21 protein-coding genes are annotated in these 25,586 nt (G+C 67.1%); 7 read left to right on the forward strand and 14 right to left on the reverse strand.

Annotation, left to right across the window (positions count from 1 at the left end; translation table 11 throughout):
• Window position 1: 1 nt before the first annotated feature.
• On the reverse strand, window positions 2-1,231 hold the full coding sequence (locus ACYQ26_RS13480) for an MFS transporter (protein WP_459809413.1): 1,230 nt from the start codon (window positions 1,229-1,231) through the stop codon (window positions 2-4).
• Between the two features lie 367 nt (window positions 1,232-1,598).
• On the opposite strand from ACYQ26_RS13480, the gene ACYQ26_RS13485 reads away from it, so the two are divergent.
• Window positions 1,599-3,509 (forward strand): serine hydrolase domain-containing protein, encoded by a 1,911-nt coding sequence (locus tag ACYQ26_RS13485; RefSeq protein WP_459809414.1) that lies wholly within the window; start codon window positions 1,599-1,601, stop codon window positions 3,507-3,509.
• A gap of 26 nt (window positions 3,510-3,535) precedes the next feature.
• Here the strand turns inward: ACYQ26_RS13485 and ACYQ26_RS13490 are convergent, their stop codons facing one another.
• Both ACYQ26_RS13490 and cyaB read right to left on the reverse strand, forming a co-directional pair.
• Window positions 3,536-4,741, reverse strand: a complete 1,206-nt coding sequence (locus tag ACYQ26_RS13490) for a methionine adenosyltransferase (RefSeq protein ID WP_459809415.1) — start codon at window positions 4,739-4,741, stop codon at window positions 3,536-3,538.
• Window positions 4,742-4,831: 90 nt separating this feature from the next.
• Entirely contained in the window at window positions 4,832-5,449 is a 618-nt protein-coding gene (cyaB, locus tag ACYQ26_RS13495; protein ID WP_459809416.1) for a class IV adenylate cyclase, read from the reverse strand.
• Window positions 5,450-5,577: 128 nt separating this feature from the next.
• Between cyaB and ACYQ26_RS13500 the strand changes: the two genes are divergently transcribed.
• Window positions 5,578-6,552, forward strand: coding sequence for an FKBP-type peptidyl-prolyl cis-trans isomerase (locus ACYQ26_RS13500; RefSeq protein WP_459809417.1), 975 nt, complete (start codon window positions 5,578-5,580; stop codon window positions 6,550-6,552).
• A 171-nt stretch (window positions 6,553-6,723) separates the two neighbouring features.
• A complete protein-coding gene (locus tag ACYQ26_RS13505) occupies window positions 6,724-7,722 on the forward strand; it encodes a DUF7972 family membrane protein (RefSeq protein ID WP_459809418.1) in 999 nt (332 codons plus the stop codon).
• A 64-nt stretch (window positions 7,723-7,786) separates the two neighbouring features.
• On the opposite strand, the gene ACYQ26_RS13510 is transcribed toward ACYQ26_RS13505, so the two are convergent.
• On the reverse strand, window positions 7,787-8,419 hold the full coding sequence (locus ACYQ26_RS13510; RefSeq protein WP_459809419.1) for an RAD55 family ATPase: 633 nt from the start codon (window positions 8,417-8,419) through the stop codon (window positions 7,787-7,789).
• A gap of 269 nt (window positions 8,420-8,688) precedes the next feature.
• On the opposite strand from ACYQ26_RS13510, the gene pyrB reads away from it, so the two are divergent.
• The 4 genes from pyrB to ACYQ26_RS13530 all read left to right on the forward strand — a co-directional run bounded on the left by pyrB (window position 8,689) and on the right by ACYQ26_RS13530 (window position 12,854).
• Window positions 8,689-9,633 carry an aspartate carbamoyltransferase gene (gene pyrB, locus ACYQ26_RS13515; RefSeq protein WP_459809420.1) on the forward strand — a complete coding sequence of 315 codons (945 nt, stop codon included), beginning with the start codon at window positions 8,689-8,691 and terminating at the stop codon, window positions 9,631-9,633.
• Window positions 9,626-10,117, forward strand: coding sequence for an aspartate carbamoyltransferase regulatory subunit (gene pyrI / locus ACYQ26_RS13520; protein ID WP_459809421.1), 492 nt, complete (start codon window positions 9,626-9,628; stop codon window positions 10,115-10,117). The genes pyrB and pyrI overlap by 8 nt, the downstream gene beginning before the upstream one ends.
• Before the next feature lie 273 nt (window positions 10,118-10,390).
• Window positions 10,391-11,230 (forward strand): hypothetical protein, encoded by an 840-nt coding sequence (locus tag ACYQ26_RS13525; RefSeq protein ID WP_459809422.1) that lies wholly within the window; start codon window positions 10,391-10,393, stop codon window positions 11,228-11,230.
• 454 nt (window positions 11,231-11,684) lie between these two features.
• Entirely contained in the window at window positions 11,685-12,854 is a 1,170-nt protein-coding gene (locus ACYQ26_RS13530; protein ID WP_459809423.1) for a hypothetical protein, read from the forward strand.
• A 147-nt stretch (window positions 12,855-13,001) separates the two neighbouring features.
• Here ACYQ26_RS13530 and ACYQ26_RS13535 read toward each other — a convergent pair whose 3' ends face one another.
• The 10 genes from ACYQ26_RS13535 to ACYQ26_RS13580 form a co-directional block, all read right to left on the reverse strand.
• Complete coding sequence (locus tag ACYQ26_RS13535) at window positions 13,002-13,589, reverse strand: hypothetical protein (RefSeq protein ID WP_459809424.1); 588 nt, start codon at window positions 13,587-13,589, stop codon at window positions 13,002-13,004.
• Between the two features lie 230 nt (window positions 13,590-13,819).
• Window positions 13,820-14,488, reverse strand: coding sequence for a helix-turn-helix domain-containing protein (locus tag ACYQ26_RS13540; RefSeq protein WP_459809425.1), 669 nt, complete (start codon window positions 14,486-14,488; stop codon window positions 13,820-13,822).
• A gap of 113 nt (window positions 14,489-14,601) precedes the next feature.
• Window positions 14,602-15,435, reverse strand: coding sequence for an ABC transporter permease (locus ACYQ26_RS13545; RefSeq protein ID WP_459809426.1), 834 nt, complete (start codon window positions 15,433-15,435; stop codon window positions 14,602-14,604).
• 34 nt (window positions 15,436-15,469) lie between these two features.
• Window positions 15,470-16,423 (reverse strand): extracellular solute-binding protein, encoded by a 954-nt coding sequence (locus tag ACYQ26_RS13550; protein WP_459809427.1) that lies wholly within the window; start codon window positions 16,421-16,423, stop codon window positions 15,470-15,472.
• A gap of 148 nt (window positions 16,424-16,571) precedes the next feature.
• Window positions 16,572-17,141 (reverse strand): molybdopterin-guanine dinucleotide biosynthesis protein B, encoded by a 570-nt coding sequence (locus tag ACYQ26_RS13555; RefSeq protein ID WP_459809428.1) that lies wholly within the window; start codon window positions 17,139-17,141, stop codon window positions 16,572-16,574.
• Between the two features lie 121 nt (window positions 17,142-17,262).
• A complete protein-coding gene (locus ACYQ26_RS13560; protein ID WP_459809429.1) occupies window positions 17,263-18,108 on the reverse strand; it encodes a TorD/DmsD family molecular chaperone in 846 nt (281 codons plus the stop codon).
• A gap of 29 nt (window positions 18,109-18,137) precedes the next feature.
• Window positions 18,138-19,331 (reverse strand): 4Fe-4S dicluster domain-containing protein, encoded by a 1,194-nt coding sequence (locus ACYQ26_RS13565; RefSeq protein WP_459809430.1) that lies wholly within the window; start codon window positions 19,329-19,331, stop codon window positions 18,138-18,140.
• Between the two features lie 37 nt (window positions 19,332-19,368).
• A complete protein-coding gene (locus tag ACYQ26_RS13570; RefSeq protein WP_459809431.1) occupies window positions 19,369-22,914 on the reverse strand; it encodes a molybdopterin-dependent oxidoreductase in 3,546 nt (1,181 codons plus the stop codon).
• A gap of 266 nt (window positions 22,915-23,180) precedes the next feature.
• A complete protein-coding gene (locus ACYQ26_RS13575; protein WP_459809432.1) occupies window positions 23,181-24,482 on the reverse strand; it encodes a P-loop NTPase in 1,302 nt (433 codons plus the stop codon).
• Window positions 24,483-24,605: 123 nt separating this feature from the next.
• Window positions 24,606-25,397 carry a UbiA family prenyltransferase gene (locus tag ACYQ26_RS13580; protein WP_459809433.1) on the reverse strand — a complete coding sequence of 264 codons (792 nt, stop codon included), beginning with the start codon at window positions 25,395-25,397 and terminating at the stop codon, window positions 24,606-24,608.
• Between the last annotated feature and the right edge of the window lie 189 nt (window positions 25,398-25,586).

Here is a 25,586-nt window from a genome sequence, read left to right on the forward strand (position 1 = left end):
CTCAGCCGGTCGACTCGCCGACCGAGGGGCTGACGCGGCCGGTGTGCGCGTAGATTCCCGTGAGAAGGACGACGCCGGCCAACAGCGGTAGGATCGCGCTCAGCCCGTAGACGAATTCGAAGCCGACGGCGTCGACGAGCGGCAGCGAGACGAGCGGGCCGAGCGCGCCGCCGACGTCGCCGAAGACGTTGTTGGTCCCCATCGCACGGCCGACCCGCTCCTCCGGCGTGAGGTCGGCCAAAAGCGCCGTCAGCGGGCCGCCGACGCCGCCCTGCCCGGCGCCGATCAGGACGCAGGCGAGCACCAGCACCTCGAAGCTCCGGCCGGTCGCCAGCGCGACGAAGCCGACGAACGAGGTCAGCAGGAAGCCGAGCATGACGGGCACGCGAGCGCCGACGGCGTCGGAGAGCGCGCCGCCGCCGAGCGTGAACGCAGAGCCCGAAAGCACCGTGGCGGCCATCAGCATGCCCGACGAGCCCTGCGCGTCGAGGCCGAAGATGACAATCGCGCGCTCGTCGAGCAGCAGGACGAGCGTCGAGAACAACACGCCGATGTACGCGAAGTAGAGCCCGAAGTTGACGAGGCCGACGGTCAGCGCGGGGACGGTCGTCTCGACGTCCCAGGGTTTGACCGACTTCCGCTCGGCGTCGACGTGCGTTTCCGGGACGATCAGGAACGCGATGACGCTCGCCAGTCCCGCGAAGGCGGCCGCGAGGACGAACGCCTCGACGTTGCCCCAGACGTCGCTGACGAGCCCGCCAAGCACGAGCCCCGCGGGGAAGCCGAACGTGATTCCCGCGCGGACGATACCCATGCTCGTCCCCCTCGAGTCGGCCTCGCTGACGTCGGCCGTGATCGTGTAGGCGGTCGCGAAGACGAGCGCGCTGCCGATCCCCCAGAGGACGCGGGCGACCAGGAACCAGCGTGCCGGCGTCGACGAGAGGATCGCGACGACGTAGCCGAACGTCGCGAGCCCCTCGATCGCCAGCCCGGCGATGAACGGTTTGCGGGTGCCGATCCGATCGACGAGCGAGCCGGCCGGCGCGTTCGCCACCAGCCGGGTGAATCGGTTGGCGCTCAGGATGATTCCGACCAGAAACGACGAGATGCCCAGCACCTCGCCCAGGTTGGGGAGGATCGGAAAGACGACGCCGCCGCCGAACCCGACGAAGAAGGTGCTCGCGACGACGGCGAGGACGACGCGGTTCGAACTCGCTGTTGGGAGTGACACGATCGATCGCTCTCGAGCAACGGCGGATATTTCGAATCGTAACGGTTCCGCGCGGACGAAGCCACGCGGCTGCGAGTAATGGCTCTGTCGGATCCGGTCTACATCTCCGCCGCGGTCGCGGGTCGGATCCGGTCTACACCGCCGCGGTCGCGGGCGGCCGGACGTCGATCGTGGCGGCCACGGTCTCGCGAGTCGATTCCGCACCGCAACCGCCCGATCCGACTGCGATACCCGTTCGGTACCGAGCGACGCTCCGGTATCGTTTCCGGGTTAATGTCAACGCGTGAACGGATAAAAATTCGCGTAGCGGACAGTTGCCGGACGTACCGTCCCGAACATGTAGTCTCAGTGTCTACTTTCGATCGGTATGCCCGCTCACTGTTCGCGGCGGCGCTTCCTCGCGGGGAGCACCGCACTGGGCGCGACGGTCGCGACGGGGTGCATCCCGGATTCTGCGCGGGCGACGGAGACGGGGTCGACACTGGCAGCGCAGGACGACCTCGAGACCCTCGTCGACGAGACGGTCCGGGCGCAACTCGAGGAGCACGACGCCGCCGGCGCCGTCGTTTCCGTCGTCCGCGACGGGTCGATCGCGCTCGCCCGCGGCTACGGGGAGCCGACGTTCGACGACGACCCCGTCACGGCCGACGAGACGCCCGTTCAGGTGGGGTCGATCTCGAAACTGCTCACCTACACCGCCGCGATGCAACTCGTCGATCGCGGCGAGATCGCCCCCGACGACGACGTGAACGACCACCTCGAGTCGGTGTCGGTCCCGAACGCGTACGACGAGCCGGTGACGCTGGCGCACCTGGCGACCCACACCGCCGGGTTCGAACTGCGATCGCGAAACGACACCGTCAGCCGGCTCGAACACCGGCAGTCGCTCGAGGACGCCGTCGGAAGCAATCAGCCGAGCCGGATACAGCCGCCCGGCGAGCGACTCGGGTACACGAACTACGCGGCCGCGCTCACGGGCCAGGTGATCGCCGACGCGACCGGGTCGTCGTTTCGCGAGTACGCCGAGACGAACGTCTTCGAACCGCTCGGCATGGATCGCAGTACCTTCGCGCCGGTTCCGGACGCCCTCGAGGACGGCGTCCGCGACGCGCTCGTCGCCGACCTCCCCTGGCACTCGAACGTGCCGCCGGCGTCCGGGCTGTGGTCGACGGGGACCGATATGGCGCGGTTCATGCTGGCCCACCTCGAGGGCGGGGCGACCGACCGCGGGCGAATCCTTTCGGCGGAAGCGACCGACGAGATGCACCGCCAGTGGTTCACGTCCCACGAAGCCCTCGACCGCATGGCGTTCGGGTTCTTCGAGCGAACCAGAGACGACGTCCGCCTGCTCTACCACGGCGGCAGCGGGCCCGGATATCAGAGTTCGCTCGTTCTCGTCCCGGAACTTGACCTCGGACTGTTCGTCTCGTTTCAGGGAGCCGCGCCCGGCGGCGCCGCCTCGGCGATCAGGGAGGCCGTGCTCGATCGCTACGTGCCCGTAACCGACGCGGACCTGACCCCGGACGGTCGGCCCGACCGGGCCGACGACCTCGAGGGGACGTATCGGGCCGTCCCGATCCGCGACCACACGACCTACGAGAAGGGCCTTTTCACCGCGCTGATCCCCGACATCGACGTCCGAATCGACGACGACGGGGCGCTGGTCACCGACGCCGACGGCGAAACCCGCTGGGTCGAAGTCGAACCGCTCGTGTTCCGCCGCGTCGACGGCCGGCGGACGCTCGTCTTTCACGAGGACGACGGCGAGATCACGGGCTTCTCGAGCGAAACGCAGTCGTGGGCGTTCGCTCCGATCTCGCTGGCCGACGAGAAGGCCGTCCAGGCTGGTCTGGCGGTCGGCACTACGCTCGTCGTCGGGTCGGGCGTTCTCGGCTGGCCGCTCGCCGCGGCCGTGCGCCGGTATCGAGGATCGCCGTCGGCGAGCGGCGAGGACGCGCGACGAGCCCGGTGGGCGGCCGGCACCGCCGGCGCGCTCCTGTTCGGGTTCGTCGCCGCGCTCGTCGCCTTGCTCTTGCTCCTTCCGGCCCTCGGGCGTCCCGGCCTGTTCGATCGGCCGCCGCGTGGGTTCGGCCTGCTGTTTCTCGCGCCGATCGCCGCCGCCGTTGCGACCCTCGTCGCCGCGGGGTACGCGGTGCGGGCGTGGCGCGAGGGGTTCTGGAGTCTGCTCGTTCGGGTGCACTACACCGCGGTCGTCGCTGCGCTGGCGGTCCTGCTGTGGGTGTTCCGCTACTGGAACCTGCTCGGGATACCGGCGTAAGGGCGAGAAGAAGGTCGACGGGCCGCTCAGTACGTGGTGAGTTCGCCGTCGATGACCTGCCGCGTGACGTCGGTGACGTTCCCGAGTTCCTGGTCGACGATGGTTTCGATCTCCGCTTCGACGTCCTCGAGGGCGACGCCGTCGGCGGTGACGACGTGGACGTCGGCGACGTGGGGCTGGTCGATCGGGCGGCCGATCTGCGAGAGCAGGCGCACCCGCAGGTCGCGGATGCCGTCGACCTCGCTCACGACTTCCTCGGCGATCTCGGTCGAGAGCAGGTTGTAGATCTTCCCGATGTGGTTGACCGGATTCTTCCCGCTGGTGGCCTCCATCGACATCGAGCGGTTGGGCGTGATGAGCCCGTTCGCGCGGTTCCCGCGGCCGACGGAGCCGTCGTCGCCCTGCTCGGCGGAGGTGCCGGTGACGGTCAGATAGATCGACCCCTCCTCGTAGTCGTCGGCCGTGTTGACGTGGACGTTGACCTCGCGGTCGGTGTGGTCGGTGGCGACGTCTTCGACGAACGCCTCGACGGCGTCGACGGCGTCGATGTACTCGTCGAGGTCGGCGATGTGCTCGTCGATCATCGCCGCGGCGACGGTGACGTCGATCGTGTCGCCCTCGCGCTTGCCCATGAGCTTCACGTCGGGGCCGAGGAACGGGTTCTCGTCGGCAAACTCGCCGTTGAGCCGTCGCTCGGCCTCGAGGACGATCTGCTCGGTCTCGGTCAGGGGCGCGTGGCCGACGCCGAAGCTGGTGTCGTTGGCCATCGGGACGCTCACTTCGTCCTCGCCGAACACTTCCTGCAGGTCGCCGCTGCCCTCGCCGAGCTTGACGTCGACGACGATGTCTTCGCCGACGTTCAGCTGGGGAATCTCCGACTCGAGGTACTCGCGGGCCGCCCGCAGCGCGATCGTCTCGGCGGGAATCGTCTGCCCGTCGTAGTGTTTGGTCGCGCGGCCGACGATCAGGAGATAGATGGGATCGACGACCTCGCCGCCGCCGAAGGCGGGCGCGGCCTCGCCCGCGACGAGTTGGGTCTCGTCGGTGTTGAAGTGCAGTACCTCGCCGACGCGGTCGATGTACTCCCGGGCGAGCGCCTCGGAGACCGCTTCCGCGACGCCGTCGCAGATGGTGTCGGGGTGACCGATCCCCTTTCGCTCGACGATTTCGACCTCTTGATCTTCGACTGCCTGTCGGTCGATCGGCTCGACCCGGATGTTCCGCTCGCTCATTGTCGGTTCTTTGGCAAGCGCCGTTCTATAACTTGCGGAAACAGATCCTGGTTCGAAAATGTCTGTTAGTAATACACACGCGGGCGACCGTCACGACTCCAGAAGCAGGCCGAGGTACGAGGTCCGAATCTGGTCGGCCGGATCGAGATCCAGGGCCTCGAGAACGGCGTAGGCGCCCTCGCGAGCCGCCTCGAGGTCGGCTTCGCGCTCGACGTCGGTCTCGACCTCGACGTACTCGCCGACGTCGTCGACGGCGTCGAGCGTGATCGTGTAGGCGTACGTGCGCTCGTCGCCGTCGGCGTCGACGTTGACGGCGACCTCGACGGCATAGTGCTCGCGTTCCTTGCGCACCGTCGCGGCGGGGGCGAACCCGAGGCTCGTCAGCACGGCGTCCATCTTCTCGCCGTCCGCGACGCCGGTTTCGATCTCCTCGCGGCTCTTGGATTCGTCGTCGAGCAGCGGCCCCTTGTAGGTGATGCGGCTCTCGGCGTCCGCGTTCGAGTCGGGGCGCGACTCGCGGCGAATCCGCAGCGCCTCGTCCGTCTCGGGGAACGACCGGTGGGGCGCGTCGTAGTAGGTGTCCTCCTGTACGACCGCTCCCGCGCGGTCGGCCTCGAGGCGACCGTCGCCGTCGCTCCCGCCCTCGAGACGCTCCCGGACGGCCGCGAGATCGGGGTCGGCGGGCACCTTGACTTCGACCTCGTACATGGGATTCGTGTGATTCGAGTGGGCGACCGGTGGAGTAAGTATCGGTTGTGCTTGCACTCGCCTCGCCCCCGCGATCGACCTCGCGGGAAAACGTCGCCCTTAAATGCAGACGGCGGGACGTACAACGTATGACCGAGGAAGAGGAGGCCGAGCTAGAGGAGCAGGCCGATGACGTCGAAGCGGACGCAGAAGACGCCGAGGAAGCCGAGGGGCTTCAGGAAGGCGACTTCGTCGAGATCGAGTACACCGCCTACACCGTCGACGGCGACCAGCTCGTCGACACGACCGATCCCGAGGTCGCCGAGGAGGAAGGCGTCGACGACCAGGGCCAGGAGTTCAAGCCGCGCACGATCGTGCTCGGCGAGGGCCACATCTTCGAGGCCGTCGAGGACGACATCGTCGGCTCCGAGCCCGGCGACGAGGGCTCCGTGACGGTGCCCGCCGAGGACGCCTTCGGCGAGTACGATCCCGACAACGTCGAGACCGTCAGCGCCGAGAAGATCGACGAGGACGACCGCTACCCCGGCGCGAACGTCACGGTCGACGGCCGACAGGGCTACATCAGCACGATCATCGGCGGCCGCGCCCGCGTCGACTTCAACCACCCGCTGGCCGGCGAGGACGTCGAGTACGAGTACGAGATCGTCGACGAGGTCGAGGACCGCGAACAGCAGGCCGCCGGCCTGTTCGAGATGTACCTCGGGATGGAGCCCGAGCTCTGGATCGAGACGGACGAAGTCGAGGAGGAGGTCCCCGTCGAACCCGACGAGGACGAGGAAGACGACGACGAACCCGCCGAACCCGAGTTCGAGACCGAAGTCGTCGAGAAGGAGACCCTCTACCTCGAGGCCACGCCCCAGATGACGATGAACCAGCAGTGGATGATGGGCAAGCAGCAGATCGCCCAGGACATCATGGGCAAGGTCGACGTCGACCGCGTCATCGTCCAGGAGGTCATCGACGGCATGGGCGGCATGGGCATGCCCGGCATGATGGGCGGCGGCATGGGCGGCATGGGCGGCGGCGACATCGAGGACGCCCTCGAGGACGCCGACGTCGACGCCGACGAGATCGTCGAGGAGCTCGAAGGCGCCGACGAGTAACGTAACGCCGACTCGCGTTCTATCGTTTTATTCAACCCGCCGAGTCCGTAGACTCCGTTCGTCAGTACGTACCGGTTCGCCGCTCGGCGGACCGTAGACCGTACCAGGACTGCGAACTGCACCTGCGCGGCCCGGCTTTTTCCGCCGGCGGCTCGTAGCCCGCCGGGCACGATGCGCGATTCGTCGAGCGACGGCGTCGGATCGACGCGCGAGAGCCGAACCGACACCGGCGGTCTCAGGGTGTGGCTGCTGCTGGACGGCAACCGGTTCGTGATCGCCGTCGCCGTTGCGGCCGGGCTGGGAGCGACGTACCTTGGACTGACGATCAGCGGTCTCGCGCCGCTGGTCGACCTTCAGTCGTTACTCTACGTTTTCAGCGGCCTGATCTCGGGAAATTTCACGCTGATCACCGTCGTCGTCTCGATCAATCAGTTGCTGCTCTCTCGCGAACTCAAATCGCCGGGGGAACTCGAGTCCGAAATCGAGAAGACCGTCGACTACCGGGAGGAGATCGAGTCGGTGACGAACCGGGTCGCACCGGCCGAACCGTCCGGATTCCTCCGACTGGTCGTCGAGAGCTCCCGTCAGGACGCCCAGCGTCTCGGCGGAATCGCCGCGATGGCGGCGCCGGAGGAGATCCACGACGAGATCGACGATATCGTGACCGGCCTCACGGCGGAGTTCGACCGGATCGACGGTCTCGTCAAGGAGTCCGACGAGGGTATCTTCAACACGCTCTCGACGATGCTCGAGACGAATTTCGCCCACGAGATCCGACGGCTCGACGAACTCCGGCAGACCTGCGACGACGACCTGCCGGACGAGGTCGACGCCGCGATCGACGACCTGCTCGATCGGCTGCGGGAGTTCGACATCGCGCGGCAGTACTTCAAAACGGTCTACCTGCAGGTCGAACTCTCCAGACTCTCCAGAAACCTTCTCTACGCGGGGATTCCCGCCGTCGGCGTCGCAATCGGGATGCTGTTCGCGCTGACGGGGCTGGCGGGATCGTCGTTCACCCGGACGGTCCAGCAGGTCCTCTTTCCGATCACCGCGGCGGTCGGCTCGTTCCCGCTCGCGCTGCTGTTCGCGTACATCGTGCGAACGGCGACGGTTACGGAGCGGACCGCGGCGATCACGCCGTTTACGACGCCCGAGCAGGAGGAGTAAGCGAACGGTCGGAACGGAGGAGGACCGTCTCGAGCCGCGGACCCGACACGGGCACTCGCACGGATCAGGCGATGTCCCGACTCGTGTCGATCTCGACCTCCTCCGTGAGCTCGAGTTTGATCGATTCGGTCGGCTGGCCGCCGCTGCGGAACTTCGGGATCGTGAGGTGGTTCTCGAGTTCGGTCCCCGTCACGTCGGTCCGGAGGTCGAACACCGCGTCGGCGGCGTGGATCGTCCGGGCGCGGTTTTCGGATCGATCGCCGGCCCGTCCCTTGAGACAGTGAAGCACCGCGACGGAACCGGTCTCGACCATGCGCGCCTTGAGGTCGTTGAGAAAGTCGACGTACTCGTCGGTCGACGTCCGCTCGAGGGTGTCCATCGTGTCGACGATGAGGTTCGCGCCGTCGGGCAAGGCGTCGACGAGCTGTCGCGCTTCCTCGAGGAGCGCGTCGCCGGTGACGGCCCTGATGGTCGGGCTCCCGACGGCCGATGGCGAGTCGTCGATCGCGTGCTCGATGACCGTCGTCGAGCGTTCGGTCGTGAGATAGAGCGTCCCCCGCGCGGCCGTGAGTTCGTATAGGAGCAGTTCGGACTGGCTGGCCGGACGGGCGGTGTACGCGATGACGCTCCCCGGCGGTAACCCGCCGTCGAGTTTCCGATCCAGCACGTCGATGCCGGTCTCCAACCGATCGACCATACGATTGTCCGTAGTTGCTCCAGTCCCCGGATAACTCTTTGCCTTCGCGTCGCCGTTCTAACGGCGGTGAACCGGCGAATCCGGCCATCCGTCTGACATTTGGTCCGGAGCGGCGATCGATCGGGACGGTGGCGTCTCAATCTCTCGAGCGGGCGCGGGCCCGGCGCCGGTCCCGGCGGAGCGACGCGGGCGCCGCGCGAACGAGCGCGGCGCCGACCTCGAATGGAGGGATTCAAGGGGCCGGCAAGAGCCTACACGAACGAAAAGGAATGCGCCACGATCACCTCATCACGAGCAAACAGCTCTCGCGCGAGGACATCGAGACCGTCCTCGATCGGGCGGCCGAGATCGACGCCGACCGGGCGGCCGTCGCCGACCGCCACGCGGGGAAACTGCTCGGGCTCCTCTTTTTCGAGCCGAGCACGCGGACGAAGATGAGCTTCGAAACCGCGATGAAGCGCCTGGGGGGCGACGTCGTCGACATGGGTTCGGTCGAGTCCTCGAGCGTCAAGAAGGGGGAGACGCTCGCCGATACGGTCCGAGTCATCGAGGGCTACGCCGACGCCCTGGTCCTGCGCCATCCCAAGCAGGGCGCGGCGACGATGGCAAGCGAGTTCGTCGACGTCCCGCTGCTGAACGCGGGCGACGGCGCGGGCCACCATCCCACGCAGACGCTGCTCGACCTCTACACGATCCGGGAGAACGCCGGACTGGACGACCTCACCATCGGCATCATGGGCGATCTGAAGTACGGCCGGACCGTCCACTCGCTGGCCTACGCGCTGACGAACTTCGATACGAGCCAACACTTCATCAGCCCCGAGAGCCTGCAACTGCCCCGCGAGGTCGTCTACGACCTCCACCAGCAACAGGACGCCCAGATCCGCGAGCACGAGTCGCTCGAGGAGGTCCTGCCCTCGCTGGACGTGCTCTACGTCACCCGCATCCAGCGCGAGCGGTTCCCCGACGAGCAGGAGTACCAGAAGGTTGCCGGCGAGTACCAGATCGACGCCGAGACGCTCGAAGCGGCCAGCGACGACCTGACGGTGATGCACCCGCTGCCCCGCGTCGACGAGATCGCGCCGGAGATCGACGAGACCGACCACGCGGCCTACTTCGAGCAGGCCCACAACGGCGTCCCGGTGCGGATGGCGCTGCTGGATCTGCTGCTAAGCGACGCCGAGGGAGAGGGAGGAGGTGAGACCGATGAGTGACGACCACGACCACCACGACGGCAACGCCGACCACGAACTGCGCGTCAGCAAGATCCGGGACGGGACCGTCATCGACCACGTCCGCGGCGGCCAGGCGCTGAACGTCCTCGCAATCCTGGGCATCGACGGCAGCGAGGGCGAGGAGGTCTCGATCGGGATGAACGTCCCTTCGGACCGGCTCGCGCGCAAGGACATCGTCAAGGTCGAGGGTCGAGAGCTCAGTCAGGACGAGGTCGACGTCCTCTCGCTGATCGCGCCCGACGCGACGATCAACATCGTCCGCGAGTACGAGGTGGTCGAGAAACACCGCGTCGAGCGACCCGACGTCGTCGAAGGCGTCCTCTCCTGTCCGAACCGCGGCTGCATCACGACCGGCGACGAGCCGGTCACCTCGCGGTTCGAGGTGCTCGACGACGCCGTCCGCTGTGCGTACTGCGAGACGATCGTCCGCGAGGAAATCGCCTCGCTGATCGAGACGAACTGAACCCGACGTCCGTCTCGGGTTCGGCGGCGACGGACCGTCTTTCGTTGCTAGAAATCTATCCCGAATATCTAAGTGGGTTCCGACCCCATCGTTCAGTCGTACATGTCGCGTACAGTCAAGGTTTTGCTCGCCCTGGTCGTCATCGCCGTCCTCTGGAAGGTCGCGTTCAGCGGTTCCGCCGACGTCGAGGAGATCGAGTACGAGCCGACCGAATAACCCGTCGCATCGCACCCTAACCGAACGGCTTACGGCGACGGCGTCGTACCCTGAGTTATGTACGGCGTCGTCACCCGAAACGCCGAAGAAGTCCGGTGGCCGGAGTTCGAACGCGGATTCTACGAGGTCAAGGACGTGACCGGCCGGTCCGCCGAACCGATCGAGGACGGGATCAACATGGTCTCCTGTTTCGCCGACAACGCCGCCGCCGACGCCGACCCGTCGCTCGTCCCCGTCGACGATCTCGGTCGCCCCGCAACGCGGGATCGCCCGCAGTTCGACTGGGATTACATCTGTCCGACCCGGACCGATTACCGAGAGGGACTGCTCGAGATCATCGACGACTGCGTCGCGGCCAACGAGGACGTCCGGCTCGACGACGTCGGCTTCCCGCGCGCCGAGTACTGCCACTGCGGCGTCTGCGAGCAGGCGTTCGAGGCGAGCGAGTACGACGACCGCCTCGAGTGGCGCGCCAGCGTCGTCACCGAGTTCGTCGAGGAGGCCGTCGACCGCATTCCCGGCACGACCTACATGACGCTCTACCCCGATCCCTATCCCGGCCACCTCTACGAGCGTGCCGGCCTCGACCTCGCGGCCCTCGAGGACCTGATCGACGAGTTCGTCGTCCCGCTGTACGACACGCACTACGGGACGACCTACTGGCTCGAGACGATCGCGAAGGGCTTCGAGAGCGCGCTCGAGACGCCGTTCAACATCGAGTTGTACGCGGTAAACGTCGACGTCGACGATCTGATTCACGCCCTCGAAGTGGCCGAGGCGTACGGTGACGGCGTCCTGTTCGGGTACGAGGCCTCCAACGCGCGGGCGGCGCTGCGGCGCCGCCGCGCCGACGAGCGCGAGGGGAAGTCGTTCGGAGAGCCGAGTTCGGAGTCGTAAGTCGAGACCGGCCGGAGCGAGTGGCTCGGGGCCGTCTGGCACCGATCGGGCGGCCGCTAAGCTAGTGTTACCGCGATAAGGATTCGTTCACGGCCGGACTCATACTCTCCTGAGACCCGAGCGCGATCCGGGTTCGCCGGCGACGGCGGGTCGCGGTTGTCGGTCGGTTATCGATCGTTTCGAGCGGTTGAGCTCGTGCTACCGAACTGGAACCGACGGCGCCCTTTATTGACTGCTCCGTCGCGCTCGATACCGGGGATCGACGGGCCTCGAGGGACGGCAGCGAGCGGACGATTGCCGGCGGACTGCGGTCCCCGACGTCGCGACGACGCCCGTCCACCCGTCTAGACGGAGAACCGATCCTCGCATCGCGAGCGATGGCGTCCACGCCCACCGAGAGCGCTACATAAAACCAATGACAAACCAGCAATCCGACTCCGATCCGACGAGGCAGATGCAACGAACGACGGTGAACCAGGGACAGGAGGCGCTCGAGCAGCTAATGAACCTCCAGCGCAGTATGGCGCAGATGACCTTGAGCGCGCTCCAGTGGCAGGAGACGGCCCAGGAGCAGGGGATGGAGATGACGCGGTCGATGCTGAACCAGTTCCCGGGTCAGGAGTTTACGCAGTCGATGCTCGAGAGCTATCTCGAGGGGATGGAGGCGATGATGCCGGAGATGGAACGCGCGCTCGAGCGGGGTGCGGCGGCCGGAATGGCCGCGCAGTCGGACGCGCGGTCGCAGTCGCAGTCCGACCACCGGCAGTCGTCGATGGCCGGACGCGGAAGCGGGATGGAGATGAGCGGACAACAGTGGTCGATCGGCGAGACGGGCGGCCGGCACGCCGAGCAGGCGGGGTCGCATCGGATGGACCGGCCGTCTCAGCAACGGCAACCCCGACAGTCGCCGGGACCGTACCCGCAGACCGGCGAGTGGATCGATCGGCAGCAGTCAGGCTCGCAGCCACAGCCGCAACCGCGATCGCAGTCACAGTCGCAGGGCCGAACCTACGGCGGCGAATCCGCCGCCGCGACGGGGCCCGAACGGCACGTGCAGGACGACCGCTTCGGACGAATGGGGTCGGGGCTGGGACCGGAGCCGGAACCGGAGCGGGGGTCCGACCACCGAGGAGCCCCGTCCCGAAGCGGGGATCAGTACGGCGATCGACCGACCTCCCGCCACGGTCAGGAGCAGCAGCCGGAGCGGACCACCGGGCCAGAGCGAGCCGCGGATCGAACGAGCCAGCAGCGGGACCTGAGCCGACAGCAGGGCCCGGGCCGGCAGGACCGGGGGGAGCAGTACGGACAGCGACGACAGCAGCCCACCCCTCAGTCCGAAGCGCAGGGTTCACAGCGGATCGAGAGCGAGCCCGGCGGTCCGGGCGCGGAACCACGCGCCGGACGACAGCGGGCGATGAGCGGGCGCCCGTCCCAGCAGGGCGAAGGGATGGGTGCCGGTCACGATCGCGACCGCGAGCGAGCCCGCGGCCAGGGCCGCGAAGAACAGTCCGGCGATCGGCCTCGAGACGAGCGCGACGGCTCGGGGTCGGGCGAGCGGCTGCGGGAGACCGACGCCGGGAGCGACTACCGAGAGCAGAACGAGACCGACGCGCGGGAGGAGTAGGCACTCGAGTCGGCTCGAGACGTGGATCGGTTTCCTATCCTTCTTCGACGGGAGGATCAGGCCCCGCGGGGAGATAGAGGCGGCGACCGACGCCGGATCGGCCGAAAAATCGAGCGGTATCGCAACGCGAACGGATCAGCGACCGGTTCAGCGAGTGTTTTTGTCGTCGTCGCTCATGAGGCCGTCGTCATCGTCGTCATCGTCGCTCATGAGCCCGTCGTTATCATCATCGTCGCCGAGCAGGCCGTCATCGTCGTCGCGCCGCGTCCGTTCCTCGCGTCGACGATCCTCGTCGTCGCTCATCAACCCGTCGTCGTCGCTCATGAGCCCGTCGTCGTCTCGAGTTTCGTCGTCGGTGAGACCGGTCGGGTTCCCGGTGTCGGTGCCGGTGTCCGTCCCGGTGTCGGTGTCCGCCGTCCCCGCGATCTCGGTCGTTCCGCCTGTGCCCGTCGCTCCCGTCGCGGTTCCGGTTTCGGTTCCGGACTGGTGGTCCCCGAGGTCGCGCTCGAGGCGGATCTCGTCGTCGGTCACGCGGGCGATCGCCTCCTCCTGGAGCGGGTAGGCGTCCTCGTCGGTGCTCCCCCAGCCGAGCGTCGCCTTGATGCTGTCCGTGATGCCCGGGTCCGGTTCGACGTACGCCGTTCCGTGTTCGACGTCGCCGACGATCCCGATCTTGTCGCCGTCCGCGTTGACGATGTCCTTGCCGATGTCGTCGTCGGTAAATTGTGGTGCCATTGTAATTCAATCACCGTCGGAAACGCCCAAGTTGGTGGTGCTTGCTGTGGCTTGCGACCGATTCGAAAGGTCGGATTCGTCTCGAGGCCGTCAGACGGGAGCGCAGTGATCGACGACGCGGACGGCTGCGCTCACACTCGCGTTTGCGCTCGCTCGGTCGACGAGTACGGGTCGAGAAAACATCGAGGGACGAGTCAGCTGTTCGAACCGCCGAACGCGGGCCGTCCCGTTCAGTCCGAGGGCATCGGCGGTGCGGTCGTCTCCTCCTCCGCGACGTTTAGCTCCGAGGTCACCAGGGCGCGGTAGGCCCGACGGAGCCGCTCCGAGAGCGCCTGGTGGGAGATGCCGAGTTCGTCGGAGAGTTCCTGCATCGAGACCTCTCGCGGGATCTCGAAGTAGCCGTGGTCGATCGCGGCGACGAGCGTCTCGTACTGGCGGGCGGTGAGGCCGGACTGGGAGTGGGTCTCCTCGGCCACGTCGAACAGGCGCACGATCGTCGGCGTCACGTCGTTGTCGACCAGCCGATCGTAGAGCGTGCTGACCGACTCCCGGTCGACGACGCGAACGCTCAGCAGCCACGTCCTGTTCGAGGCCGAGGCGGACAGCACCGTTCCGCCCTCCTCGAGGACGACCTGGAACGGATCGACCGCGTCCGGATCGAACTCGATGTCGTACAGCCAGCGATCGCCGTCGCTGCTGATCATCGTGTACTCCTCGATCTCCGAGGAGTCCGTCAACGCGGCCTCGACCTCGTCCTGGGACGCGCCCGAGAGCCAGAGCCCCTGTCCGCTCGAGGCGATGACCCGCTCCATTTCACAGTTCAGTGATGGGACGGCCTCGAATAACTCGCCCAGTCCGGTTCCGTCCGCCGGAATCTCGATGTCTGCGATTGATGTCATGAACTCATCTACTGGTACAGCAGGGATCACAATAACCCCACTTCCAAAGAGATTAGCAACGCCGGTAGCGACTATCCGTATTTTTTATCGATTCGTTCTCGCCCACGAGATAGTCAATAATTCCTGGGTGTGCCGATCAGGACTCGCACGGCGACGACGGCCAGCAGCGTCACCGCGAGCAGCGAGAGCGCGATCGGCACGATCGCCTCGAGGCCGTCGGAGATGTAGGCGACGCGGATCTGCGTCGGCATCGTCCGCGGGTTGTACGCGACCATCATCGTCGCGCCGAACTCGCCGAGTGCCCGGACGAACGTCAGCACGATCCCGGCGGCGATCGCGTTCCGAGCCAGCGGCAGCGACACTGAACGGGCGGTCTCGAGCGGTCCGTACCCCATCGTTCGGGCGACCTCCTCGAGTCGCGGGTCGACGCCGTCGAAGCCGGCCTTCGCGGTGACGACGAGGTAGGGCGCGGCGACGAACGTCTGGGCGAGGACGACGCCGATCCGGCTATCCGTCAGGGAGACGCCCAGCGTCGCGGCCGCGGCGCCGATCGGCGTGTAGCGACCGACGACGGTCAACAGCAACACGCCGCTGACGATCGGCGGAACCACGAGCGGGATCACCACGGCGGCTTCGACGAGCCGTTTGCCACGAAAGCTCGCTCGAGAGAGAACGTACGCGAGCGGGACGCCGAAGACGGTCGCGATCGCCGTCGAGACGGGCGCCGTGAGCAGCGAGTTGCGAATCGCCGTCCGAACGGCGGGGTCCGCGAATCCGTCGAGCACCTCGATCGATCCGAGCTGCAGGATGAAGACGACGAAGGGGACGAGAAAGTACGCGAGCAGGACGGCCCCGAGCAGCGCCGGAACTGCCAGCCCCGTCGCGGGACGGCCGCCCTCGAGTCCGATTCCGAATCGCGCGTCGCCGTTTCGGTCGCCGTCGGTCACGCGTCGTCCACCTCCGGAGCGTTTCGAGCAGCCGTCACGGCTCGAGCACCTCCGGGACGTCGCCGTGGGCGCGCGGGAGCGAATCGCCGACGCGCAGGCCCCGCTCGGTGAGCAGCGACGGGTTCGAGACGAGAAAGTCGACGAACTCGCGACCGGCCGCCGGCGCGTCGCCGGTGGAACACACCGTCGCCCCGTAGACGACCGGCGATCCGTGAGCCGTGTAGCCGTCGTCGGTCGTGTAGCTCACGTCGGCGTACCGGTCCGCGTAGTCCGGATTGCCGAAGTTGTACGCGTCGGGCAACTCGACGTACGGCAGGTCGTGTGCGACGGCCATATTCTTGTAGGCGACCGCACAGGCCCGGTTGCCTGCCTCGAGGCCGGCCAGCAGGTTCGCCTCGTTGGGTTCCCGATACGCGCGCTCGAGCATCGACTCCCGAAAGCCCTCGAGGTCGTGCTCGCGCGCGGCCAGTTCGAACAGGAGGACGGCGCGGTAGCCCAGCGGGTCCAGATCGGGATCGCTGATGGCGATTTCGTCCGGCCCGGCGTCGGCGAACACCTCGTACCACGGCTCGCCGTCCGCCAGGCGGGCGCCGAGGGTCGTCGCCGGCGCGTAGGCGATCACGACTTCGTTGGCCGCGAAGGCGAGGTCCCAGGAGGCGTACTCGGGTCGGAGGCGGTCCCGCAGCAGTTCGAGGTCGGCGCTGATCACGACGTCCGGCCGCTTGGACTCCTCGACGACCATCCGGACGACGGCGTTCGATCCGTGGTACTCCCCCTCGTAGACGGTATCGGTCTCGGATTGAAACGCGGGGCCGACGCCGTTCTCGAGGACGGTCGCGAGGCTACCAGCCGAGAGGACCCGAACGTGGTCGCGATCGGCGAGACAGCCAGCCGTGCCGACGGTTCCCACGGCCGTCCCGGCAAGCGTCGCGAGGAGAGCGCGACGGCTCCCGGTGAGGCTACCGGCGGGGCTGTCTGCGCGTCGCATACGTGACCGTCGAAGCCCGCACCCAATATAACTGGTTTCAGTTCCTATGTTGTGGGAACGTAAACTCATACAGTTGCTCCGGCGGCGACGATCGACCGAATTCACCCTGCCGACTGCGGCGAAAACCGGGCGTCGTCACGTCCGTCGGTCAGTCCGCTGATCGGTCGAGCGCGAGCGGGTCGACTGAACGGATCGTCTCGACGAGGGACTCGAGGCCGTCGTCGCGGCGACCGACGACGGGACCGCCGACCTCGGCCGGCTCCCGCTCCCCGACGAGGATCGTCGGCAGCGGTGCTTCGGAAAAGCCTTCGACGAGAACGACGTCGTAGCCGCGGCGCTCGAGGCGCTCGAGGGTGCTCGCGAGCGCCCGTAGTTCCCGCAGTTCCGAGGGGTCGAGGTCGTTATCGCTCTCACGCTCGCCGAGATCGAACGGGTCCACACCGGGTTCGTCCGGCGGATCCCGTTTCCCCCGGGCTGTGACGTCGAAGGTCAGTTCGGGTGTGATACCGACGACGGTCTCCGCGCCGGCGGTTCGGTGGCGGTGCGTGTCCGCGCCGGGCGTGTCGATCTCGATGTCGTGGTGGATCGACTTGACGGTCGCAACGCGGTCGTCCTCAGCGAGTCGGGGTACGAGTTCTTCGACGAGCGTCGTCTTCCCCGAATCGCTCGGGCCGGCGAGACAGACGGCCCGGAGTCTCGATCTCGAGTCGGCGGTCATACGAGCGCGATTCGGGGAGCGGCGTTAAGACGTGTTCGAACGACCGTTGATACCGACGGCGACGCGGACCGCTGGCACGGCCCGTCGCGACCGTTCGGCCGTTGATCGCGGGGTGGGCCGCTCACCGCGGCCCGTCGCGGTCGCCCATCGGCATCTGATCGCTGCCGGGGGTCGGACCGGCCGACGGGCGCTGGCTCTGGCCCTGCCCCTGCGCCGGCGACTGCGACGGGTTCGAGCCGCAGGTCCCACAGCGGAAGTCGCCGTCCTGATCGGTGAAGTCCTCGAGCGGCGACGGGGGCGTCTCGGCGAAGACGTCGGGCTCGACGCCGAAGTGCTCGGCGTCGGCCTCGACCAGCGCCACCACGAGATCCGCCAGCGCCCGGTAGAACGGGTCGTCGGCCTCTTCGTGGACCGTATCTCGGAATCGCGGAACCCAGCGCCCGAGGTGGTCCTCGAGGAAGTCCGCCTGCGCGTTCGTGACGATTTCGACGCCCTTCTCGTCGCCGGTTTCCGCGAGGTACGCCGTCTGCAAGGCGAGGTGGGAGACGAACTCGAGTTCGACGCAGAGGTGGTCGACTCGCTCGCGGTTGCCCTCCTCGAGGTCGAGGTCGAAGGCGCCGTAGAAGCCCGCGATGTCCGCGAGCCGGTCGGTGTTGGTCACGAGCGTACCCGGTCCGTACTCGACCTCGTACTGCTGGATTTCCCCGCCCTGCTCGAAGCCGAACAGCGCGGCGTAGGTCGAGTAGCAGTCGTCGACCTCGTCGGGGTCGGTCGGACTCTCGGCGGCGACGGTTTCGGCGGCCTCGCGGAGGTCGTCGTCGCCGATCGCCGCGGCCGATTCGACGAGTTGCTCGTCGAACTCGTCGGACTCCATCGCCTCGCGGAGGTCGTCGGTCGGGCGGTCGAACGCCAGCGACGCGAGCTTATAGAGTCGCGCGCGGTGGACGTGGTGGTCTGGTCGTGGCATGGTAGAGTAGGTGTGTCGTTCGGAGACGGTTACGTGATGTCCAGTCGGTACGCGTTGTGCTTGTCGTCGAAGCGATCGCGCTCGTACTGCGGCTCCTCCATCGGCACGCGGGCGACCGTGTGGCCGTCCTTGTCGTAGCCGATGGCTTCCTCCTCGGTCACTTCGAACTCCTCGATGCGCCACTCAGTCGAGCCCATCAGCTGGATCACGCCGCGGAGCTTGCGGTACTCCTCGTCGCCGCGGCGGGCCTTGCGGTAGGTCTCCTGGGCCTCCTCGACGCCCGGGCCGAACATCTGGTAGAGGTAGTCCGTCGGCACGTTGATCGGCGGGATGTAGTAGACGTTCGGCTCGAGGCCGAGTTGCGGGTACAGCGGGAGCGCGACCTCGGCCTCGTGGACGAGGTAGTCGACGGGCGCGGAGGGGTCGGCCTGATCGGGCTGGTTGACCCAGCCGTGCATGCGGATCTTGCCCAGGCAGTTTTCGAAACACTGCGGGACGAGCCCCTGCTCGACCTTCGGGTAGCAGCCGACGCACTTCTGGGAGTTCATCGCGACGGGGTTGTAGATGGACTTCCCGTAGGGGCACGCGCGGACGCACTCCTGGAAGGACTGGCAGCTCTCCTCGTCGAGCAGGACGATGCCGTCCTCCTGGCGCTTGTAGATCGCCTGGACGGGACAGCTCCCGGCGCAGGCCGCGAACGTGCAGTGGTTGCACACCCGCGGGAGGTAGAAGAACCACGTCGGGTGGTGGTCCTCCTCGATGTGCGTGTCGGGCTCGACGGCCTCGCCGGTGGGTTCGTCCTCGCCGAGGTTGGGCTGGGCCCAGTCCTCGTCCTCGGGGATGTAGCCCTCGAACTTCGACCCGTGAATGTTCTCCGGATCGTCGTCGGGGACCATCTCCTCCCAGTTGATGTCGTTGGCCTCGAAGATCGTGTCGCCGTCGTAGACGCCGTCCGAGCCCCACTCCTGGACCCCGAGCCGGTCGAGGATCTCCTTGTCCCACCCGAGCGGGTAGGAGCCGTAGGGCTTGGTCTCGACGTTGTTCCAGAACATGTGCTCCTGGCCCTCGTTGTTGGTCCAGGTCGTCTTACACGACAGCGAGCACGTCTGGCACGCGATACACTTGTTCAGGTCGAACACTGCCCCCCACTGCCGCTCCGGACGCGCTTCCGGGTAGGGGTATTTCATCTCGCGGCCGATCTGCCAGTTGTAGACTTCTGCCATTGGTTGTCACCTCGTAGTTGTGTTTCCGTCGTCGTTCTCAGTCCGATTCGCCCGTGTAACCGCCCTGCAGGTACTGTTTCATCGTGTCGTCCTCCTGGGTCGGCCGCACGCCCTCGTCGACCGGGCGCCAGTTGCCCTCGCCCTCGAGGCCGCCGTCTTCGGCCTTCTCGATCTTGACGAACGACTCCTTGGGCGCGCCGTTGGCGGCGTGGACGTCGGGCTCGAAGCCGACGTCCATGTTCTGGCCGAACATGTCCTTGCGCGGGAGCGTGTCGGTCAGCCAGGTCCGGCGGAGCCACGTCGAGGTCATCGACTGGTGGCCGCCGCTGCGGTACATCGACACGTAGTTCGTGTCCTCGGACTCGGCCTTCCCGTCGTCGCGCTTCTGCTGGGCCTCGTAGGACTTGTGCGAGGTCTGGGTCACGTTCATCCAGCTGCGGGTGACCCCGCGCGGGAGACTGGGCTGGTAGCGGATCCGCATCAGCGCGCGGGTGTACTCGGTCTCCTCGTCGTCGGGGTCGTATCCCGGGAACGGCCGGTCGGAGGGGTCGGCGTCGACCCACACGTAGTCGCCGTCCTGTAAGTCCTCCTCGCGGGCGTCCTTGGGGTTCATCTCGACGTACCCCTCGCCGATGTACGGCTTGCGCTTGTCGAAGGTGTCCCGACCCGTCTTGCGGCCCTGGTCGCCGTAGTTGCTCCACCAGACCGCCATCTCCTCGAGGTCGGCGCCGAAGGTGTGGGTCCCGTGGCGGTACTTCGGCGTCATGTAGACGTAGTCGTAGCCGTCGTCGACGTCGGTCAGCGGGTGGCTGGTGTCGGTCAGTTCCGACGGCGACTTCACGACGTTGCGGACCTGCCGGTCGTTGGTGTCGCGGGCCTTCTTCTGGCTGTCCCAGCCGCGGTCGTCAGGCGTCTCGGGTGCGACCACGGGACTGTCGCTGTCGTCGACGATGACGTTCGGCTCGTAGGGGGTCGCGTCCATCGGCTCCCGGTGGAGCGGGATGTGTTCGCCGGCCTCGGCGAACTCCTCTTCCTCGCGGAAGAACTCGAGCCGTCCCGTCTTCGTGTACCAGGGCTGGGAGTCTTGGGTCTGCTCGTTGCCGACGTGCTTGGGGTAGGTCCGGGTCATGATGATCGCCGGCGTCCCCTTGCGGGCGTCTTCCAGCAGGTCCTCGACGTCGTACCCCTTGACGGCGTTGGAGTGGTCGAAGATGCGCTGGATGTACGGCTTGGCCCGGTACTCTTCTTCGTCGATGAAGGCCCAGTAGTCGACGAACCGATCGTCGCCGGTGAGTTCGGCGAGCTTCTCGGCGACGCCCTTGTAGTGTTGGGTGTCGTTCAGGGTGTTGTAGATCCGGTCGAGCTGCGTCTCCGGCATCGTCGTGATGAATGGGTTCGTGACCGAGGCGGTGATGTCGTGGACGTGGTGTTCCGCCCACGAGTCCGCCGGGAAGACGATGTCGGAGTACTCGCAGGTCATCGACCACCACCACTCGTTGGTGAAGAACGCCTCGATCGCCCCGGTGCGCAGGGCCTTTTCGATGATCTTGTAGGCGCCCTTCGCGTTGCCGAGGATGGAGTTCGAGCCGGAGACCCAGATCGACTTCGTGGGCGTGTGCATGTGCGAGTCGCCCTGGAAGTACTCGCCGTCGACCTTCAGCGGCTTGTCGAGGTTGGTGTAGAAGTGCGCCGAGTGGGCGTCCCAGCGCTTGTCGGTCGGCGCGGGTTTCTCTGGATCGAGTTCGGGATTGAATGGGTCCTCGTTGGCGTACTGGCTGACGCCGTTGAAGTACGCCATCCGGTAGTTCCCCGAATAGCTGCCGACGTTCCCGGTGCGGTAGCCGACGTTGCGCGTCAGCGACGCCAGCAGGAACACCGACCGGCCGTGCTGGTCGGCGTTCGCGTAGTGGTTCGGCCCCATCCCGGTCAGGACCATCGTACTCTGCTGGTTGTCGGCGAAGTCCCGCGCCAGGTTCTCGACGGCCTTCGGGTCCGTGCCCGTGACCTCGGCGGTCGACTCGAGGTCCCAGGTCTCGGTCAGGTGCTCCTTGATGAGGTCGAAGACGGTCCGGACCGCGACGGTGCTGCCGTCCGCGAGTTCGACCTCGAACTCGCCCTCGATGGTCGCGGGCACCTGGAAGTCGTCGCCGACGTCGTCGCGCGTGACCGGCTCGAACTCGCCGCTCTCGGCGTTGTGGACGACGAAGTCTCCCCACTCGCGGCGCAGTTCCTCGGTGATGACCTGGTCGTCGATGTCGGTCACGTCGACGCCGGGTCTGTCAGCGTCACTCGCGACGGAATCGGTCTTCTCGAGGTCGGCGGGTTCGTAGTCGGCGAAGACGTCGCTGGCACGGAGGAGCTCGTTGTCGTCCATCCGGACCAGCAGCGGGAGGTCGGTGTGTTTGCGGACGTACTCCGTATCGTAGAGCTCCTCCTCCATGATGACCCGCGCGGCGCCGAGGAACAGCGCCGAGTCGGTCGCGGGCCGGACCGTGATGAGCTCGTCGCACTTCGAGGCCGTCGCGTTGTAGTCGGTGAAGATGCCGGTGAGCTTCGACCCCTTGAGCTTGGCCTCGGTCAGCCAGTGGCAGTCGGCCATCTTCGAGGTCAGGTAGTTGATACCGTCGAGCACGATGTGGTCGGCGTACTCGATGGAGGCGAGGTCGAAGTCGACCGTCTGCTGGCCGGTGACCATCGTGTGGCCCGGCGGCAGGTCGGTGTGGAACGAGTAGTTGTCAAGTCCCATCGCGCCGAGGGCCTCGTCCTCGCTGACGTCCCGGACGTAGTTGTCCAGCAGCGCCATCGAGTTGGCGTTGCGGTACTGGCCGAACAGCTTGATGACGCCCAACAGCGGCATCCCGCCGCGGAACTTCATCGTCCGGACGCCGGCGCCCTGGGTCTCCTCGACGACGCGCTTGTCGTAGCCCTGATCGAGCAGCGACTGCATCCCGCTCTCGCCGCTGTACTGCTTGGCGAGCTCGAGGAAGGTGCGGGCGGCGTACTCGTGGGCCACCTCCTGGGAGACCTCGACGAAGTCGTCCTCGCCGCGCTTGGCGTACTCCTCGGGCATGGAGCCGTCGTCGTTGCGCGGGAAGCCGTCGTCGACCCACTGTTTGAATCCCTTGCGGATCATCGGGGCCTTGACGCGCTGTTCGTTGTAGAAGCGCTCGACCATCGCCAGGCCCTTGTTACAGACGCGGGGGTCCCAGCGCTGGGAGGACTGATTCCCGTCGAGGTCCGTCGCCTCGCCGTAGTTCATCGACGGGCCGAGGCGAGTGATCTGGCCGTTCTTGACCGTGGCCTCGAGGTAGCAGTTGTGCGTGTCGTTCGGCGTACACGTGAGCATGTAGGAGTCGTCGTGGGCCCAGATGTCCCGGTACTTCTGGTCCCACTCCTCGTTGGGATACTCCTCGAGCGGGTTCATCTCGATCTGGTTGCCGGCCTCGGCGTCGGCTTCGGCTTCTTCGGGACTCAGCCGACGGTAACCGAGGAAGCCGAGTCCGGACGCGCCGGCGAGCCCGGCGGCCGCGGCGCCGAGTTCGCGGCGGGTCAGGTTGAGCCCGCCGTCGTCCTCGTCACTCATCGTACCACCCCGCACGCGGCGTGCGGGTGGGCGGATGGGCGGCGGGCGAGCCGTTCGCCTGCCGGCGCGGACAGCGACAGTCGATCGTTGATCGTCCGTGTGCCATCACGGTCGGTACTGCGCACTCGACTCTTTAACGCGACGCGTCTATTCCCACGAGTTGGGGACGCTACCGCCGAAATCCTGCTAATAGTGGGTCTTTAAAACGGGACGGAACCGATCGAGACGAGACCGCAGACGGACCGAAAATCAGTACCGCGGGGGCGTCAGGTCGCCGGCTCCGACACCGCTGCCGGCGACGACGGCTCGAGTTCGACCAGCCAGCCGTCGTAGCCCAGATCCTCCACGTCGGTTCGCTCGAGCGAGCGGCCGTCACGCGCGAGGCTCTCGTCGACGACCGAGACGAGGTCGTCGGGTTCGCCCCGCATCACGACCGACACCGGCCCGTCGGTGACGCCGAGTTCGGTGACGACCTGCCGGTGGCAGGTTTCCGGTGGCAGTCCGCGCAGATCGATCGCGTCCTCGGGGACCGCCGGCCCGGCCTCGTGCTCGAGGAACGACTCGACGGTCGCCCGCAGATCGGCGATCGCTTGCTCGCCCGCCGTCTCGGGATCGTCGAACGACGCGGCCGTCGGCTCCCGCAGCGTCGGATCGAAGGGGACGGGCTCTACGTCGGCGTAGGCCGCCTCGACGACGTCCTCGGCGATGGTCTCGGGATCGGCGTCGTCGAACGGCCCCGCGGCGTCCGCGACCGAGCCGACCATGTTCGGGACGACGCCGACCGTCGGCACGTCGTTGGCCGTGTACAGCGCCGCGGTTCGCCGGGTCGCCCGCACGCCCTCGTCGGTCGGCGTGCTCACGAGCAGGCCGCCGTCGAGCGGCGCCTGCTGGACGATCGTGTACACTGCGTCGCCGATCCCCGGCGGCAGGTCCACGAGCAGCACGTCCCGGTCGTCCCACGCGGCGTCACCCAGCAGGTCCTTCACGACGTCGTGGACCATCGCGCCGCGCCAGGCGACCGGCCCGTCTTCGGCGATCAACTCGATGCTGACGACCTGAATGCCGTCGACCTCGACCGGCATCGGCTTCCCCGACGGCGAGGACTGGACCGGCCCCTCGGCCTCGAGCAGGTCCGGCGCGTCGGGCGCGTAGACGTTCGCGTCGAAGACGCCCACGTCCAGCCCGGCCTCGCTGAGCGCCCGTGCGAGCGAGACGGTGACGGTCGTCTTGCCGACGCCGCCCTTCGCGCTGCCGACGGCGATGATGGAGTCGACGCCGGAGACCGGCAGTCCGGTCTCGGGAGCGTCCGACCCCGCTGCCTCGACACGGACGTGGACCACGCCGTCGGTCGCCAGTCCGGCGCCGCGCAGTTGGTCGGTGAGTCGGTCGGCGAGCACGCGGCCGACCGGCTCGAAGTCGACGGTGAAGGTAACGATGCCGTCCTCGACGTCGACGTCCTCGATCAGCTGCTCGCTGACCGGATCGCCGCCCATGATCCGGACCTCGCGGACGCGGTCGATGACCGCCCGCCTGATCTCGTCGTCCGTCTGCGGTGTCTCGTCGGTCATATACGGGCGTTCGGTCCGGTCGGGTATTTCACTCGTCGGGAGTTCCCACGGCGCGGGAAGACCCGCCGGGGCTGCGACCGACCGCCGTCCTCGGCCGATGCGGTTGCACCGAACCGGCGCCGCTCAGATCAGCCCGAGATCGATCAGCGCGGCGCCGAACAACCCCGCGGCGGCGAGTACCGTCTCGGGGACGGCGGGACCGCGGCGAATCCGCTCGCCGTCTCGAGCGTACATCGCGTAGACGAGTCGAAAGCGCGACGACATCGCGACAAGAGCCAGCAGATAGCGCGGTTCGACGGCGCCCAACCCGACCGGGACGACGAGCACCAGTACCTGCACGACGGTCCAGGCGAGGACGTAGTGGCCGGTCCGTCGGCCGCCGAGGACGACCGGAACGGTTCGCACGCCGGCTTTCCGATCACCGTCGACGTCCCGGAAGTCGCCGATGATCGACGTCGTGAGCGCGCTGATCCCGAAGAACGCGACCATCACGAGATCGATCGCCGCGACCGTTCCCGTCAGGCTGCTCGTCATCACGAGCAGCAACGAGCCCGAAAAGAGCGCGACGACGACGTTCTTGAGCACGAACCGTTTTTTGAACCTGAACGGCGGCGTCGAGTACGCGACCCCCAGACACAGGTACGAGAGCGCGACGGCCACCGGAATCTGTCCGAGGAACGCGACCGAAATACCGACGATCGCCACGACCGCCGTGCAGAGATAGACGACGATGACGCGCCTGTACGTCTCGTCCAGAACCGGGTTGTAGCTGTCGTTCAGCCGATCTTCCTCGACGTCGGTGAAGTAGTTGTACAGGTACACGACGCCGTACGCGAGGAACATGACCCCCGCGGCGAGCGTTGCGGCGGTCCACTCGAACGCGTCGGGGTGCAGCAAAATCCCGGCGACGGCCACCGTCACGCAATTTATCGCCGGTCTAATCCGGAGGACAGTCAGGAACGTTCGGACCTTGCCGAAAACCGTCTCCAGCCCCCCTCTCGATGGCTTCGTTTCCTCCGTCGGGATCATTTGAATCCATTCATATCTTGCTGTACACGAACATTATTTGTATCGGTGATGGCTGTTAGCTCGTGACGATGTCTC

The sequence above is a fragment of the Halopiger thermotolerans genome (assembly GCF_054654555.1).

Coding starts and splice junctions, on each gene's coding strand:
- ACYQ26_RS13485 (WP_459809414.1), top strand. CDS start 1,599: ATGCCCGCTCACTGTTCGCGGCGGCGCTTCCTCGCGGGGAGCACCGCA.
- ACYQ26_RS13490 (WP_459809415.1), bottom strand. CDS start 4,741: ATGAGCGAGCGGAACATCCGGGTCGAGCCGATCGACCGACAGGCAGTC.
- cyaB (WP_459809416.1), bottom strand. CDS start 5,449: ATGTACGAGGTCGAAGTCAAGGTGCCCGCCGACCCCGATCTCGCGGCC.
- ACYQ26_RS13500 (WP_459809417.1), top strand. CDS start 5,578: ATGACCGAGGAAGAGGAGGCCGAGCTAGAGGAGCAGGCCGATGACGTC.
- ACYQ26_RS13505 (WP_459809418.1), top strand. CDS start 6,724: ATGCGCGATTCGTCGAGCGACGGCGTCGGATCGACGCGCGAGAGCCGA.
- ACYQ26_RS13510 (WP_459809419.1), bottom strand. CDS start 8,419: ATGGTCGATCGGTTGGAGACCGGCATCGACGTGCTGGATCGGAAACTC.
- pyrB (WP_459809420.1), top strand. CDS start 8,689: ATGCGCCACGATCACCTCATCACGAGCAAACAGCTCTCGCGCGAGGAC.
- pyrI (WP_459809421.1), top strand. CDS start 9,626: ATGAGTGACGACCACGACCACCACGACGGCAACGCCGACCACGAACTG.
- ACYQ26_RS13525 (WP_459809422.1), top strand. CDS start 10,391: ATGTACGGCGTCGTCACCCGAAACGCCGAAGAAGTCCGGTGGCCGGAG.
- ACYQ26_RS13530 (WP_459809423.1), top strand. CDS start 11,685: ATGCAACGAACGACGGTGAACCAGGGACAGGAGGCGCTCGAGCAGCTA.
- ACYQ26_RS13535 (WP_459809424.1), bottom strand. CDS start 13,589: ATGGCACCACAATTTACCGACGACGACATCGGCAAGGACATCGTCAAC.
- ACYQ26_RS13540 (WP_459809425.1), bottom strand. CDS start 14,488: ATGACATCAATCGCAGACATCGAGATTCCGGCGGACGGAACCGGACTG.
- ACYQ26_RS13550 (WP_459809427.1), bottom strand. CDS start 16,423: ATGCGACGCGCAGACAGCCCCGCCGGTAGCCTCACCGGGAGCCGTCGC.
- ACYQ26_RS13555 (WP_459809428.1), bottom strand. CDS start 17,141: ATGACCGCCGACTCGAGATCGAGACTCCGGGCCGTCTGTCTCGCCGGC.
- ACYQ26_RS13560 (WP_459809429.1), bottom strand. CDS start 18,108: ATGCCACGACCAGACCACCACGTCCACCGCGCGCGACTCTATAAGCTC.
- ACYQ26_RS13565 (WP_459809430.1), bottom strand. CDS start 19,331: ATGGCAGAAGTCTACAACTGGCAGATCGGCCGCGAGATGAAATACCCC.
- ACYQ26_RS13570 (WP_459809431.1), bottom strand. CDS start 22,914: ATGAGTGACGAGGACGACGGCGGGCTCAACCTGACCCGCCGCGAACTC.
- ACYQ26_RS13575 (WP_459809432.1), bottom strand. CDS start 24,482: ATGACCGACGAGACACCGCAGACGGACGACGAGATCAGGCGGGCGGTC.